The following is a 14,768-nucleotide window of genomic DNA, read 5'->3' on the forward strand; positions in this document are numbered from 1 at the left end:
CCGCGCGTCGTTTGCGGCCTGCGGGGGCAGGCGGGACAATGGTGGTCTTTCTCGCTGCCCAGGACCCCACATGCCCATCGTCCGCATGACCGACCTCGACCTCGCCGGCAAGCGCGTGCTGATCCGCCAGGATCTGAACGTGCCGATCGACGCTGGCCGCATCACCTCCGAGCAGCGCATCACCGCGTCGCTGCCGACGCTGAAGCTGGCGCTGCAGAAGGGCGCGGCGGTCATGGTCACCTCGCACCTCGGGCGACCCAAGGAAGGCGTGTGGAGCGAGGCCGATTCGCTGGCGCCGGTCGCCGCGCGCCTGTCGGAACTGCTCGGCGTCGACGTGCCGCTGGTGAAGGACTGGGTGGACGGCGTCGACGTGGCGCCGGGGCAGATCGTCCTGCTCGAGAACTGCCGCATGAACGTCGGTGAGGGCAAGGACGACGAGGCGCTGTCGAAGCAGTACGCCGCGCTGTGCGACGTGTTCGTCATGGACGCCTTCGGTACCGCGCACCGCGCACAGGCCTCGACCCACGGCGTGATCCGCTTTGCGCCGATCGCGGCCGGCGGTCCGCTGCTGATGGCCGAACTGGATGCGCTCGACAAGGCGCTGGCCAACCCGGCCCGCCCGCTGCTCGCCATCGTCGCCGGCAGCAAGGTCTCCACCAAGCTGGAACTGCTGACCAGCCTGGTCGGCAAGGTCGACCAGCTGATCGTCGGTGGCGGCATCGCCAACACCTTCATCGCGGCGGAGGGCCATGCGGTGGGCAAGTCGCTGTACGAAGCCGACCTGATCGACACCGCGAAGAAGATCGACGCGGACGCGAAGGCGCGCGGCGCCGAGATCCCGCTGCCGACTGATGTGGTGGTCGCCACCGCGTTCGCCGCCGATGCGCCGGCGACGGTGAAGGCCGTCGACGCGGTCGCGGCCGACGACCTGATCCTCGATATCGGTCCGCAGACCGCGCAGCGCTACGCCGAGCTGATCCAGTCGGCCGGTACGGTGGTGTGGAACGGGCCGGTGGGCGTGTTCGAATTCGACGCCTTCGGCAAGGGCACGGAAACGCTGGCCCGCGCGATCGCGCAGTCCAAGGCATTCTCGATCGCCGGCGGCGGCGACACGCTGGCGGCGGTGGACAAGTACGGCATCGCGGGCGAGGTCAGTTACATCTCCACCGGCGGCGGTGCGTTCCTGGAATTCCTTGAAGGCAAGACGCTGCCGGCCGTCGCCGCGCTGGAAGCGCGCGCGCCGTGAGTCGCGCCACGCTGTTCTTCGATCTCGACGGCACGCTGATCGATTCGGCCGTCGGCATCACCCGTTGCATCACCTACGCGCTGACGCAACTGGAACATCCGGTACCCACGGATGAAGAGCTGCGCGGCTGGATCGGGCCGTCGCTGCGGACCAGCTTCCTGCCGCTGCTGGGCGATCCCGCGAAGGTCGAGGCGGCGGTGGAACACTACCTGGAGCGCTTCGAGTCGCATGGCTGGCTGGAGCACCAGGTCTACGCCGGCATCGACGAGGCCATCGAAGCGCTGCACGCCGATGGTCACCGGCTCGCCGTGGTCACCGCGAAGAACGAGCCGCATGCGCGCAAGATCCTCGCGCACCTGCCGTTCGGGCACTGCTTCGAGGACATCATCGGCGCCACCGCAGACGGTCGCCTGAGCCACAAGAAGGACCTGATCGGCGAAGCGCTGCGTCGCCTGGCGCTCACACCGGATGCCTGCTGGATGATCGGCGACCGCCACATGGACATCGATGGCGCGCGCCACCATGGCATGCGCAGCGTCGGCGTGCTGTGGGGATTCGGCGACGAGGAAGAGCTGCGCGACGCCGGTGCGACCCGGCTCGCGGGCGCACCGGACCAATTGCGGCCGCTGTTCGCCTGAGCGCTGACACGCGCGATCAAACGCGCGTTTCATCGCCGTCGTTTTCGCGCAGTCGGGTGTGCGTGCGCAGCATCCGGCGCGTATGCAGAGACCAAAAAAATACCAGTCGCCCGACGCCGGGAATCGTCGAAAAAGGGCTTGAAAACAGCGCTTTCATCGAATCGCCCGATGCATGCGCGATGCTGTCCCGGGACAGCATGCCGACGTGGTGAATCCCGGTCGCAACGGCTCCGTTTCGCTGTGGTAGCGTTTGCGCGATCACACGGAACCCGCACCATGACCGAACGCCAGCGCCGCACCAAGATCCTCGCCACCCTCGGACCGGCGACGGACCCGCCGGGCGTGCTGGAAGAGCTGTTCCGCGCCGGCGTCAACGTGGTGCGGCTGAACTTCTCGCATGGCGATCCGTCCGGACAGGCCAAGCGTGCCGCTGCCGTGCGCCTCGCGGCGCAGCGCGTCGGCGCCGAGGTCGGCATCCTCGCCGACCTGCCGGGCCCGAAAATCCGCGTCGAGCGGTTCGCCGAAGGCAAGGTGGTGCTGAAGACCGGCGACCGCTTCGACCTGGTGGCCAACGTCAGCGCGCCGCCCGGCGATGCCTCGCAGGTGGGCGTGAGCTACCTCGGCCTGCCCGGCGACGTGCAAGCGGGCGACGTGTTGCTGCTCGACGACGGCCTGATGCAGCTGAAGGTGGTGTCGGTGGAAGGCGAACGCATCGTCTGCGCCGTGCTCAACGACGGCGTGCTGTCCGACCGCAAGGGCCTGAACAAGCAAGGCGGCGGCCTGTCGCTGGGCGCGCTGACCGAGCGCGACCGTGAGCTGATCGCCTATGTGGCGGAGAACATCGGCGTGGATTTCATCGCCGTGTCGTTCTGCCGCAATGCCGACGACATGAACGAAGCGCGCCGCATCGCACGCGAGCACGGCTGTGACGCGGCGCTGGTGTCCAAGATCGAGCGCACCGAAGCCATCGAGAATCTGGCCGAGATCGTCGATGCCAGCGACGTGGTGATGGTGGCGCGCGGCGACCTGGGCGTGGAGATCGGCGATGCCGAACTGCCTGGCCTGCAGAAGAAGATCATCAAGGAGTCGCTGGCGCGCAACAAGGTGGTGATCACCGCCACCCAGATGCTGCAGTCGATGGTGGACAGCCCGATTCCCACGCGTGCCGAGGTGCTGGACGTGGCCAATGCCGTCATCGACGGCACCGATGCGGTGATGCTGTCGGCCGAAACCGCGGCGGGCAGCTATCCGGTGCGCGCGGTCGAAGCGATGGCGCGCATCTGCCTGGGCGCCGAGAAGCAGTTCGAGATGGATACCGACTTCGAGAAGGCGCCGCGCAACCTGGAGCGCGCCGACCAGGCCATCGCGATGGCGACGATGTTCCTGTCCGAGCACATCGGCGTGCGCGCGATCGTCGCGATGACCGAGTCCGGCGGCACCGCGCGCTTCCTGTCGCGCTTCCGCTCCAGCGCACCGATCTACGCGTTCTCGCGCCACGACGGCGCGCGCCGCAAGATGGCGATGATCCGCGACGTGTTCCCGATCGCCTTCGACAGCCGCGGCCTGGCCCCGCGCGAGGCCGCGCGCGATGCGATGCGCGTGCTGCACGACCGCGAGCTGCTGGCCGAGGGCGACCGCGTCATCTTCACCAGCGGCGACCACATGGAGCGCCATGGCGCCACCAACACGCTGCGCCTGCTGCAGATGGGCGAACGCGGCAAGGCCGAGGGACTCGGCGAGCTGTAAACACCGGGAGGTCGTCGCGTGACAAGGACGAATGCATACACGCTGCTGTGCGTCGCCATCCGTGCCGTCATCGTGTGGGTCGCGGCGAATGCCTTCGTCGGCGTTCCCGCACTGCTTATCGCGATCCGGCGTGGCGAGATGCCGCTGGGCACCGAGGGAACGTCGCTGGCGATCATGGCGACCGGGCTCGGACTGCTGGTACTGGCGTGGCTCTTCGCCGACAAGCTGGCGAGATTGGCGCTGTCCAGTCCGAAGGACCAGGTGTTCGAGAGCGACCTGGAGCCGCGCGAATGGCTCGGGCTCGCCATTTCCGTCATCGGCGCCTGGTTCCTGTTCGTCGCACTGAAGGACGCGGCATACCTGCTGCTGCAGTGGATGATCCTGTCGCGCGCCACGCCCGGCACCCTGTCTCTGGACAACGGCCTGCACCAGCTGCTGCCGGATGCCATCGCCACGGTGTTCGAGGCCGTGCTCGCGACCGTGTTCCTGCTGCGCGGCCGCGGCATGTCCTACGCGATCCACCGCTGGCGCTATGGCGACCTCAAGCCAGAGCCATTGGATCCCGCGTGAGGCGGACGGCGTCTGGAACCGGTTCCAGATGTCGAGTCTTCCTGCTGCACGCGTGCGCTGACCGCGCTCTTCACCCGCAGGCGACCGTTCCGGTCGCGGCGCGGGCTACAATTGGTATCTTTCCCGCCGCTTCCCCAGGAACCCCATGAGCATCGAACAGCTTGCCGAAACCGCCCAGGCCATGGTGGCCGCGGGCAAGGGCATCATCGCGATCGACGAGTCCACCACCACCATCGCCAAGCGGTTCCAGGGCGTGGGCATCGAGAACACGGAAGAGAACCGTCGCGCCTACCGCGAGCTGCTGCTCACCACGCCGAAGCTGTCCGACTACATCTCCGGCGCCATCCTGTTCGACGAGACCCTGCGCCAGTCCACCAAGGACGGCGTGCCGTTCGCCAAGTACATGGCCGAACACGGCATCATCCCCGGCATCAAGGTCGACAAGGGCACGCACGCCCTGGCTGGCTGTCCGGGTGAAGTGGTCACGGAAGGCCTCGACGGCCTGCGCGACCGCCTGAAGGAGTACTACAAGCTGGGCGCGCGCTTCGCCAAGTGGCGTGCGGTCATCACCATCGGCGATGACATCCCGTCCGGCACCTGCATCGAAGCCAATGCGCATGCGCTGGCGCGCTACGCCGCGCTGTGCCAGGAATGCGGCCTGGTGCCGATGGTGGAGCCGGAAGTGCTGATGGACGGCGACCACAACATCGAGGTCTGCTACGAAGTGACTGAAGCCGTGCTGCGCTCGCTGTTCGGCGCGCTGTACGAGCAGAACGTGCTGCTGGAAGGCACCATCCTGAAGGCCTCGATGGTTATCGCCGGCAAGGACTGCGAAGAGCAGGCCGACGTCGACGAAGTGGCCGAATCCACCGTGATGTGCCTGAAGAGCACCGTGCCGGCGATCCTGCCGGGCGTGGTATTCCTGTCCGGCGGCCAGACCGACGAGCAGTCCACCGCCCACCTCAACGCCATGAACCAGCTGGGCAACCTGCCGTGGCCGCTGAGCTTCTCCTATGGTCGTGCCATGCAGTCGGCTGCGCTGAAGCTGTGGTCGCAGGACCTGACCGGCAATTTCGCCAAGGCCCAGGCCGTGGTGTACGAGCGCGCCAAGGAAAACGGCTTGGCCGCGCTGGGCAAGTGGGAAGGCTGATCGCCTGCGCCACCTGACGTGATTCCGACGCCGGCCTTGTGCCGGCGTCGTCGTTTCCGGGGTCGATAGCCGAAACTCAGGCGTGTCCTCCGCGTCGCCGATGCGTCATTCCCGCGCAGGCGGGAACCCAGCGCCTTCTGCTTCGCGGCGGGAAAGTCGCTGGGTCCCCGCCTGCGCGGGGATGACGAACCTCTCCTTCCGTCCGCTCAGTGCGGGAACCCGTTCCCTCGAATAGGGCCGCGGCGACCGTCCTCTGCGGGGCTCCAAACTCCATGCCAGCGGGGAATCCGGCCCATTACACCGTCGTTCCCGCGAAGACGGGAACCCAGCGCCTTCGGCTTCACAGCGGGAAAGTCGCTGGGTCCCCGCCTGCGCGGGGATGACGGACCTCCTTCCTTCGCCCGATGCGGCACCGCTGCTGCGAGCCTGAAGAAGGGCTCGGCGACTGCCTACAGGACGGGCTCCCATCCCTGAAGACCCTGACCCGTAGCGAAAGCGCGGCTGAACACATTTTCTTCGCTGTGAATATAATTGCCTAAGCATCTATATCATAGGCACCCATGAAGACACCTGCCGGCCAAAGCACCATCGGTTACCTGATCGCAGACCTGAGCCGGCTGTTCGGCCGGGTCTTCGACCGCCGCGCCGCCCACCTGGGCCTGACCCGCGTGCAGTGGCGCGCGCTCAAGCGCATTCACACCAGCGAGGGCATCACTCAGTCCGAACTGGCCGACCTGCTCGACATGGAACCGATCGCCGTCGGCCGCGTGATCGACCGCCTGCAGAAGGCCGGCTTCGTCGAGCGTCGCAGCGACCCGGACGACCGCCGCGTGTGGCGCCTGCACCTGCTGCCGCAATCCGACGCGGTGATGCACGACATCGAGGCCGTGGCCACCTCGGTCCGCGAGGACTGCCTGGCCGGCATCGATGCGGCCGAACTGGTCACCGCGCTGAAGGTGCTCGGCCAGATCCGCGAAAACCTCTCCCTGCTCGATCGCGCCAGCCGCGGCGAGTCCTCCCTCCGCAAGAGCTGAATCCCCACCATGACCAGCAAGATCAACGAGGCCGCCGAGAACGCGGCCAAGACTCCCGCTCCCAAGCGCCGCCGCGTGCCCGTGTGGCTGTGGATCGCCGGCCCGCTCGCCGTCGCCGGCTTCTTCGGCTGGGAATACGTCGCCTCGCAGCGCGAAGTCAGCACCGACAACGCCTACGTCAAGGCCGAGCGCATCCTGATCGCGCCGCAGGTCGGGGGGCGCGTGGTCGAGGTCGCCGTGCAGCAGAACCAGCCGGTGAAGAAGGGCGACCTGCTGTTCCGCATCGACGCCGATCCGCTGACGATCGCCGTCGCACAGAACGAAGCCCTGGTCGCGCGCATGGCGAACAGCGCCAGCGCCAGTCGCGCGAAGGTCGTCGGCACCGGTACCTCCATCCAGGCCGCGCGCGAGACGCTGGCGTGGGCGCAGCGCGATTTCCAGCGCATGCAGCAGCTCGCCGGCCAGCAGCTGGTCTCGCGCAAGATGCTGGACGACGCGCGCCACGCTGTCGCTGAGGCGCGCACCGATCTGGCCGATGCCATCGCCACGCAGTCCGAAGCCACCGCCTCGCTGAGCGGCAGCCCGGGCACGCCGACGCAGGATCTGCCGGAATACCGCGCCGCGATGGCGATGCTCGCGAAGGCCAGGCTCGACCTGGCGCATTCTGAGGTGCGCGCGCCGGTGGACGGCATCGTCGGCCTGCACGACCTGCAGGTGGGCGAGTACATCAACGTCGGCCAGACCGCGATGCCGCTGGTCGCCACGTCGCCGATCTGGGTGGAAGCCAACTTCAAGGAGACCGAGCTGACCAAGATGCAGGTCGGCCAGGCCGCCACCGTCGAAGTGGACAGCTATCCCGGCGTGAAATGGAAGGCGCACGTCGCGTCCATCGCACCCGCCTCGGGCGCCGAGTTCAGCGTGCTGCCGCCGCAGAACGCCACCGGCAACTGGGTGAAGATCGTGCAGCGCATTCCCGTGCGCCTCGAGATCGACCATGCCGACGCCGATGCGCCGCAGCTGCGCGCCGGCATGAGCGCCGACGTGCACGTCGAGCTGCGCGATGGCGGCACCGCCTCCAGCCGCGCCACCGCCGCGCGCTGAGTTTCTTTCCATGTCATCCCGGGCGTGCGCGGACGCGGGCGAGGGCACTGTGGTGGGGCCCGGCCCCGCTGACGCCGCGCCCCGGGTGACCTCTGGATCGCCGCACGTCATGTGCGCCGGTCCCATCCGGATTTCTCCATGAGCACTTCCACCGCTACTGCCGCCCCCGCGCAGGAAGACACCGGCAAGCGCACGCTGCTGGTCGGCTCGGTGATGCTGGCCACGCTGATGCAGGCGCTGGACACCACCATCGCCAACGTCGCGCTGCCCGACATGCAGGGCTCGCTGTCGGCCACCCAGGACCAGGTGTCGTGGGTGCTGACCAGCTACATCGTCGCCGCCGCGATTCTGACGCCGGTCACCGGCTGGCTGGCCGGCCGCCTCGGGCGCCGCCGCCTGCTGATCATCGCGGTCAGCGGCTTCACCGTCGCCTCGCTGCTGTGCGGCATCGCCACCGGCATCGGCGAGATGGTGGCGTTCCGCATCCTGCAGGGCGTGTTCGGCGCGTCGCTGGTGCCGATCTCGCAGTCGCTGCTGCTCGATGCTTTCCCCAAGGAGAAGCATGGCGCCGCGATGGCGATGTGGGGCATGGGCATCATGGTCGGGCCGATCCTCGGTCCGCCGCTGGGCGGCTTCCTGACCCAGAACTACAGCTGGCACTGGGTGTTCCTGATCAACCTGCCGATCGGCATCCTGGCGCTGATGGGCATCATGGCCAGCGTCAAGAAGGACGTGCCGCACGAGCGTCCGCTCGACGGCGTCGGCCTGGCGTTGCTGGCGCTCGGTATCGGCGCGTTGCAGCTGTTCCTCGACCGCGGGCAGAGCGAGGACTGGTTCGGCAGTGTCGAGATCCAGATCGAAGCCGCGCTCGCCTTCCTCGCGCTGTACATGTACGGCCTGTGGTGGTGGCGCCGGCGCGACCACGCGCTGCTCGACCTGGGCCTGCTGAAGAACGCCAACTTCGCGGTCGGCTGCGCGCTGATCTTCGTCGTCGGCATCGTGCTGTTCGCCACGCTGGCGCTGCTGCCGCCCTACCTCAGCACGCTGATGAACTACCCGGTGCTGACCATCGGTCTGGTGCTCGCACCGCGCGGTGTCGGCACGATGTTCAGCATGATGGTCGTCGGCCGCCTGCTGGGCCGCATCGACGCACGCTGGCCGATCCTGGTGGGCATGGCGCTGATGGTCTTCTCGCTGCACGGCATGACCCAGTTCGGTCCCAATGCGTCGATGCACGCCATCGTCTGGCTGGGCGTGGTGCAGGGCATGGGCCTGGGTCTGGTGTTCGTACCCATCTCCACCGTCGCCTACGCCACGCTGGAACCGCACCAGCGCACCGAAGCCGCCGGCCTCTTCAGCCTGGTGCGCAACATCGGTTCGTCGGTCGGCATCTCGGTGGTGATGACGATGCTGTCGCGCGCCATGCAGGTGAACCATGCCGAGATCGGTGCGCGCATCCCGGCCTTCGGCGCGGAGACGACGCTGCTGCCCGCCGCGATGGACCCGTCCACCGCGACCGGCCTGGCGCTGCTCAATGCCGAAGTGAACCGGCAGGCAGCGGCGATCGGTTACCTCAACGACTTCAAGCTGATGATGCTGCTCACGCTGGTGTCGATGCCGCTGGTGCTGCTGATGCGCGGCGGCAAGGCGCCGTCGGGCGGCAATGCGGGTGCAGACGCCGCCGCGGCGCACTGACATGCGCATCGATGGCCTGCACCACGTCGCGATCATCGCCTCGGACTACGCATGGTCGAAGCACTTCTATACCGAGGTGCTCGGTCTGCGTGTGATCGCCGAGCACTATCGCGCCGAGCGCGACTCGTGGAAGCTCGACCTGGCGTTGCCCGACGGTACACAGGTCGAGCTGTTCTCGTTCCCCTCGCCACCGCCCCGCGTGTCGCGACCTGAGGCCTGCGGCCTGCGTCATCTCGCGCTGCGTGTCGCTGACCTCGATGCCGCCGTCGCGCACCTGAGCACGCACGGTGTGAGCACCGAACCTGTCCGCATCGACGAGTACACGGGGCGTCGCTTTACCTTCTTCGCCGATCCGGACGATCTGCCGCTGGAGCTGTACGAAGCCTAGCGGCCTCCGCTTCTCTGTAGGAGCGACGTCAGTCGCGACCGCACGCCATCGGCGGCAATGGTCCACCTCTGGCACGGACAGATGGCCGGCTTGCTGTGTGCCCCAAGACGCGCGCGATCTACGGTCGCGACTGACGTCGCTCCTACAGAAGGTGGGAGCTCGTCAGCGCCAGCGAGGACTGTTAACGTGTGGCCCGTTCACTCAGTGGAGGACGCCATGCGGTCTGTACCAATGCTGATGGCGGTGTTGCTCGTCGTGACGTCGATTCGAGTCGGCGCACAGGAACTGGACTGGCTCGCCGGCCACTGGTGTGGTGTCAGCGGCAAGACCTTCAGCGAAGAAACCTGGATGGCGCCGCGCGGCGGGCTGCTGGTCGGCAGGCATCGCGATACGCGCGACGGCAAGGCGACGGGCTTCGAATTCATGCGCATCGCGCAGCAGGACGGGCGATGGGTGTTCTTCGCGCAGCCCGGCGGGAAGGCCGTCACTGCATTTCCGGCGGAACGAGTGGAAAAGGATCGTGTCGTGTTCGCCAACCCCGCGCACGACTTTCCGAAGCGCGTAATCTATTCCGCGCCGGAAGCAGGCACGTTGAAAGCACGCGTCGACGACGGACGCGACGACGGCCAGGCGATGGAGTGGACGTGGCGGCGCGATTGCGTCGCGCCGCCATCACCCTGAGGTTCGTTACGGCAGCGCGGCGTCGCCCAGCGAGGCCAGCCACTCGTCGTCCGAACCTTCGTTGACGCCCTCGAACAGCGGCGTCGAGAAGTAGCGCTCGCCGGTGTCCGGCAGCATCGCCAGGATCACGTCGCCGGGCTTGGCCTTCTGCGCGACCTGCAGCGCCGCTGCGACGGTGGCACCGGCGGAGATGCCGACGAAGATGCCTTCCTCCGCCGCCAGGCGGCGCGACGTGGCGATGGCGTCGACGTCGGTGACCGGCAGGATCTCGTCGGCCACTTCGCGATTGAGCACGTCCGGCACGAAGTCCGGGGTCCAGCCCTGGATCTTGTGCGGCTGCCATTCCTTGCCCTGCAGCAGCGAGGCGCCGGCGGGTTCCGATGCGGTGATGCGGACTTCCGGGCGCGCGACCTTCAGTACTTCGCCCACGCCGGTCAGCGTGCCGCCGGTGCCCCAGCCGGTGACGAAGTGGTCGAGGCGCTGGCCGGCGAAATCGCGCAGGATTTCCGCCGCCGTGGTCTGCCGGTGGAAAGCGGGATTCGCGGGGTTCGCGAACTGGCGGGCGAGGAACCAGCCGTGCTGCTTCGCCAGTTCCTCGGCGCGCCGCACCATGCCGCTGCCGCGCTCGGCGGCCGGCGTCAGGATCACCTTCGCGCCATACGCGCGCATCAGCTTGCGGCGTTCGATCGAGAAGGTTTCCACCATCGTGGCGACGAACTTGTAGCCGCGTGCGGCGGCGACCATCGCCAGCGCCACGCCGGTGTTGCCGGAGGTCGCTTCGACGATGGTGTCGCCCGGCTTCAGCAGGCCCTTGGCTTCGGCGTCGAGGATGATCGCCAGCGCCAGGCGATCCTTCACCGAGCCGCCCGGGTTGAACGACTCGACCTTGGCGTAGAGGGTGACGTGCTCGGGCGCGATGCGGTGCAGTTTGACGACCGGGGTGCGGCCGATGGTGTCCAGGATGCTGTCGTAAACGGCCATGGGATCTCCGTGGGGGCGTGGGCTCAGGCGGCCTGCAGTGTGGGCGCCGGAAGGTTGCGGGAATGTGTGGGGGCGGGAACGCCGACCGGCGGCGCGCCGAACCAGTGCAGCGTGTCGGCGAGCGCGGCGACCTCGCCGAGGATCAGCAGGGCCGGTGAGCGCACGTGGTGGAAACGCGCGGTTTCCGGCAGATCGGCCAGGGTGCCGTTCAGCACCCGTTGGTCGCGGCGCGAGCCGTTCTCGATCAAGGCGAACGGCGTGGACGGTGCGCGCCCGTGCGCGACGAGCCGGTCGCGCAGGCCCTCGAGCCCAGCCACGCCCATGTAGACGGCGAGCGTCTGCCGCTCCTGCGCCAGCGCCTGCCAGTCGAGGGTGTCGAACGAGTCCTTGCAGTGCGCCGTCACCAGCTTCACCGACTGCGCATGCTCGCGATGGGTCAGCGGGATGCCGGCGTAGGCGGCGCACGCGACCGCCGCGGTGATGCCGGGCACGACCTCGTAGGGCACGCCGTGGGCGCGCAGGAACTCGAGTTCCTCGCCTCCGCGTCCGAACACGAAGGGGTCGCCGCCCTTCAGCCGCACCACGCGCTTGCCCGCGCGCGCGTGCTCCAGCATCAACGTATGGATGTCGTCCTGCCGCGTGCTGTGGCCGGTCGCCGACTTGCCGACTTCGATGTAGGTCGCGTCGCGGCGACCGAGGCGCACGACGTCATCGCTGACCAGGCGGTCGTGCAGCACCACGTCGGCCTCGTTCATCGCGCGCAATGCATTGAGCGTGAGCAGGCCGGCATCGCCGGGGCCGGCGCCGACCACGGCGACCGAGCCGCGTGCCGTGGTCGCGTGTTCGTCCAGCATCGCCTGGAAATGCTGTTCGGCCTGCGCATGCAACTGCTGCCGGAACAGGCGCGGCAGCGGGCCGGCCAGCAACTTCTCGAAAAAGCGGCGCCGTTCGGCTGGCTGCGGAAAGCGTTGGCGGATGCGCTGGCGCTGGCGGGTGAACAGCTCGGCCAGCGAGGTCCAGGAATCGTCCAGCAGGGTCTCCAGCTGGCGGCGCAGATGGCGCGCCAGCATCGGCGCACCGCCGCCGCTGGAGATGGCCACCTGCAGCGGGCCGCGCTCGACGATGGCGGGCACCTGGAAGGTGGACAGGTGGGCATCGTCCACGACGTTCGCCAGCACGTGCCGTGCTTCTGCGGCGGCCGCGACCGCACGGTTCACCTCGGCGTCGTCGGTGGCGGCGACCACCAGCCACACGCCCGCCAGCCAGTGAGCGTCGAAGCGGCCGGGAATCCAGTCGATGCGGCCCTCGTCCCGCCAGGCCTGCAGGCGCGGGGTCAGATCCGGAGCGCCGACGCGGGGCAAGGCGCCGGTGCGCAGCAGAGCCTCGGTCTTGCGCTCCGCGACCGCGCCACCACCCACGATCAGCACCCGGCGGCCCCGCAGGTCGGCGAACAAGGGAAACAACGGAGCGCTCACGGGCGTTGGCACAGGTCGGCTGGGCTGTTGACCGTACTGCCGGCTCATGGCGGTCGGAAATGACATCCCACCAACACCATATGCCTTGCAGTTATAAGCGGTGCCGGCTACGGTCCGGGCAAATCCTCTACAGTCCAAGGCCCCTCCCGGTGGGCCCTCGGGCCTTCCCACGCCGATGACGCTGACCCAACTCCGCTACCTGGTGGCGATCGCCGATGCCGACCTGAACATCACGCTGGCGGCGGCGCGCGTGCACGCCACCCAGCCGGGCCTGTCCAAGCAGCTCAAGCAGCTGGAAGACGAACTCGGCTTCCTGCTGTTCGTGCGCAAGGGCCGCAGCCTGGAGAGCGTGACCCCGGCCGGGCAGGAAGTGATCGACCGCGCGCGGCTGGTGCTGGCCGAGGCCAACAACATCCGCACCTATGCCGCCAACCAGCGCCGCGAGAGCCAGGGCCAGCTGGTCCTGGTCACCACGCATACGCAGGCGCGGTTCGTACTGCCGCCGGCCATTGCGCAGATCAAGCGGGACTTCCCGCAGGTCAGCGTGCACCTGCAGCAGGCACCGGAAAGCCAGGCGCTGGACTTGCTGACCCAGGGCGACGCCGACATGGCCGTGGTCAGCACCGCCGGCGACCAGCCGCAGGCCGGCATCGCCGTGCCGCTGTACCGCTGGCGTCGTCTGGTGCTGGTGCCGCGCGGCCATGCGCTGGAACAGCTGGGCCGCGTGCCCGGCATGGCCGACCTGGCCGACCAGCCGCTGATCAGCTACGAATCGTCGACGCGGCCGGGTTCGTCCCTGCAGCGCGCCTTCGCCAAGGTGGGGCTGGAACCGAACATCGCATTGACCGCGCTCGATGCCGACCTGATCAAGACCTACGTGCGCGCCGGCCTCGGCGTGGGCCTGCTCGCCGAGATGGCGGTGAATGCCACGGACACCGACCTGCGCGCCTGGCCGGCGCCGCCGGAAGTGAAGGAGTGCATCGCCTGGGCGGTGCTGCCTCGCGAGCGCGTGCTGCGCGACTACGCGCTGGACCTGGTGCGCGCGCTGGCGCCGCAGATCGACCGCCGCGACCTGCGCCGGGTGATCGACGGCAACCAGGATCCGGACTGGCCGGAGCCGCCGACTTGGCAGTCGCTGACCCAGACGATCACCAGCTGACGGCTTCCCCGATCGCGTGATTGACGCGGCAGGCCTGCGCGCGCGAGTCTGCATGCCATTGTCCCCACCCCATTCCCGATGAATCGCATCTCCCGGATGGTCGCCCGCATGTACGCCCCAGCCGTGGTGATCGCGGTCGGCGGCTTCGCTACGGCGGAAGTGGTGACACGCACCGAGCGCGCGTTCGGCGAGATCACCCCGCAGCGCCTGGCCTCGCTGTCGTTCCTGCTGGCGATCCTGCTGGGTATGGCGTGGGCGCTGCATTCCAGCTGGCGGCTCTATCGCTGGGCGCGCGGGCGCGAATTGCGCTGCGCCTGCGGCGGCATGATGTCGCGCGTGCGCTACAACCGGCAGCGGCAGAAGTACCGCAAGTGCCTGGCCTGCGGCAGCAAGAGCCTCGAGGGTTCGCATTGCGGCAGCGCCTGAGGTGGCGGTTCGACCCTGCCGTGGCGGGGTGCGCGCTCGGTCTGTTCGTGTTGCTCGTGCTGCTGGCGACGGCCGGCGCCGGACTGGGCTGGCTGCGCAGTTTCGCCGGCGACGTGATCGCTGTCGTCTGGGTCTATTGCCTGCTGGCCAGTGTCGTGTGGCTGCGTCCACCGGCGCGGCCGCTGATCGCGCTGTCCGTAGGGCTGGCCGTCGAAGCGGCGCAGTACATCAGCCAGCAGACGGGCTGGCAGGTGACGTCGCCGGTGTTGCGCATCGTGCTCGGCAGCACGCCGGACTGGCTGGACGTGGTCGCCTACGTGATCGGCTTCGGGCTGGCCTGTGTGATGGAACGTCGTTCCATGGCCAACCCCGCACGTTGATGGGGCGGATGCAGCGGCGGTCCCGCTCGTCAACCGCATCACGAAAGACGTCGGGTCCGCATCCGGTGTCACTGCTTGCAGAACCCGTGAGTGATACT

At 68.4% G+C, this 14,768-nt stretch carries 16 protein-coding genes; 13 read left to right on the forward strand and 3 right to left on the reverse strand.

Features of this window, described 5'->3' with window-relative positions; all coding sequences use genetic code 11:
• The first annotated feature begins 70 nt into the window (after nt 1-70).
• Together AC04MD_RS07760 and AC04MD_RS07765 are read left to right on the forward strand one after the other, a co-directional pair.
• A complete protein-coding gene (locus tag AC04MD_RS07760; protein ID WP_475496713.1) occupies nt 71-1,246 on the forward strand; it encodes a phosphoglycerate kinase in 1,176 nt (391 codons plus the stop codon).
• Nucleotides 1,243-1,884, forward strand: coding sequence for an HAD hydrolase-like protein (locus AC04MD_RS07765; RefSeq protein WP_475496714.1), 642 nt, complete (start codon nt 1,243-1,245; stop codon nt 1,882-1,884). Before AC04MD_RS07760 ends, AC04MD_RS07765 begins: the two co-directional genes overlap by 4 nt.
• 16 nt (nt 1,885-1,900) lie before the next feature.
• Here the strand turns inward: AC04MD_RS07765 and AC04MD_RS07770 are convergent, their stop codons facing one another.
• Complete coding sequence (locus tag AC04MD_RS07770) at nt 1,901-2,083, reverse strand: hypothetical protein (RefSeq protein ID WP_475496715.1); 183 nt, start codon at nt 2,081-2,083, stop codon at nt 1,901-1,903.
• Between the two features lie 77 nt (nt 2,084-2,160).
• Here AC04MD_RS07770 and pyk point away from each other — a divergent pair, with 77 nt between their 5' ends.
• The 8 genes from pyk to AC04MD_RS07810 all read left to right on the forward strand — a co-directional run bounded on the left by pyk (nt 2,161) and on the right by AC04MD_RS07810 (nt 10,249).
• Nucleotides 2,161-3,630, forward strand: coding sequence for a pyruvate kinase (pyk, locus tag AC04MD_RS07775; protein ID WP_475496716.1), 1,470 nt, complete (start codon nt 2,161-2,163; stop codon nt 3,628-3,630).
• An 18-nt stretch (nt 3,631-3,648) separates the two neighbouring features.
• Nucleotides 3,649-4,200 carry a hypothetical protein gene (locus tag AC04MD_RS07780; protein ID WP_475496717.1) on the forward strand — a complete coding sequence of 184 codons (552 nt, stop codon included), beginning with the start codon at nt 3,649-3,651 and terminating at the stop codon, nt 4,198-4,200.
• A 145-nt stretch (nt 4,201-4,345) separates the two neighbouring features.
• Entirely contained in the window at nt 4,346-5,350 is a 1,005-nt protein-coding gene (locus tag AC04MD_RS07785; RefSeq protein ID WP_475496718.1) for a class I fructose-bisphosphate aldolase, read from the forward strand.
• Between the two features lie 560 nt (nt 5,351-5,910).
• A complete protein-coding gene (locus AC04MD_RS07790) occupies nt 5,911-6,384 on the forward strand; it encodes a MarR family winged helix-turn-helix transcriptional regulator (RefSeq protein WP_475496719.1) in 474 nt (157 codons plus the stop codon).
• 9 nt (nt 6,385-6,393) lie between these two features.
• The gene (locus AC04MD_RS07795; RefSeq protein WP_475496720.1) at nt 6,394-7,485 is read left to right on the forward strand and encodes an HlyD family secretion protein; all 1,092 of its coding nucleotides are present in this window, start codon (nt 6,394-6,396) and stop codon (nt 7,483-7,485) included.
• Nucleotides 7,486-7,623: 138 nt separating this feature from the next.
• The gene (locus AC04MD_RS07800) at nt 7,624-9,180 is read left to right on the forward strand and encodes an MDR family MFS transporter (RefSeq protein ID WP_475496721.1); all 1,557 of its coding nucleotides are present in this window, start codon (nt 7,624-7,626) and stop codon (nt 9,178-9,180) included.
• A gap of 1 nt (nt 9,181) precedes the next feature.
• On the forward strand, nt 9,182-9,568 hold the full coding sequence (gloA2, locus tag AC04MD_RS07805) for an SMU1112c/YaeR family gloxylase I-like metalloprotein (RefSeq protein WP_475496722.1): 387 nt from the start codon (nt 9,182-9,184) through the stop codon (nt 9,566-9,568).
• A gap of 231 nt (nt 9,569-9,799) precedes the next feature.
• Nucleotides 9,800-10,249, forward strand: coding sequence for a DUF6265 family protein (locus AC04MD_RS07810; RefSeq protein WP_475496723.1), 450 nt, complete (start codon nt 9,800-9,802; stop codon nt 10,247-10,249).
• A 6-nt stretch (nt 10,250-10,255) separates the two neighbouring features.
• Here AC04MD_RS07810 and cysK read toward each other — a convergent pair whose 3' ends face one another.
• A complete protein-coding gene (gene cysK / locus AC04MD_RS07815; protein WP_475496724.1) occupies nt 10,256-11,230 on the reverse strand; it encodes a cysteine synthase A in 975 nt (324 codons plus the stop codon).
• 23 nt (nt 11,231-11,253) lie between these two features.
• Complete coding sequence (cysG, locus tag AC04MD_RS07820; protein WP_475496725.1) at nt 11,254-12,705, reverse strand: siroheme synthase CysG; 1,452 nt, start codon at nt 12,703-12,705, stop codon at nt 11,254-11,256.
• Nucleotides 12,706-12,880: 175 nt separating this feature from the next.
• Here cysG and AC04MD_RS07825 point away from each other — a divergent pair, with 175 nt between their 5' ends.
• The 3 genes from AC04MD_RS07825 (at nt 12,881) to AC04MD_RS07835 (ending at nt 14,670) form a co-directional block, all read left to right on the forward strand.
• A complete protein-coding gene (locus AC04MD_RS07825) occupies nt 12,881-13,864 on the forward strand; it encodes a LysR family transcriptional regulator (RefSeq protein WP_162336798.1) in 984 nt (327 codons plus the stop codon).
• A gap of 108 nt (nt 13,865-13,972) precedes the next feature.
• Nucleotides 13,973-14,290, forward strand: coding sequence for a hypothetical protein (locus tag AC04MD_RS07830; RefSeq protein ID WP_475496726.1), 318 nt, complete (start codon nt 13,973-13,975; stop codon nt 14,288-14,290).
• On the forward strand, nt 14,275-14,670 hold the full coding sequence (locus tag AC04MD_RS07835) for a ribosomal maturation YjgA family protein (protein WP_475496727.1): 396 nt from the start codon (nt 14,275-14,277) through the stop codon (nt 14,668-14,670). Before AC04MD_RS07830 ends, AC04MD_RS07835 begins: the two co-directional genes overlap by 16 nt.
• The last annotated feature ends 98 nt before the right edge of the window (nt 14,671-14,768 follow it).

It is taken from the genome of Pseudoxanthomonas sp. LjRoot206 (genome assembly GCF_056175725.1).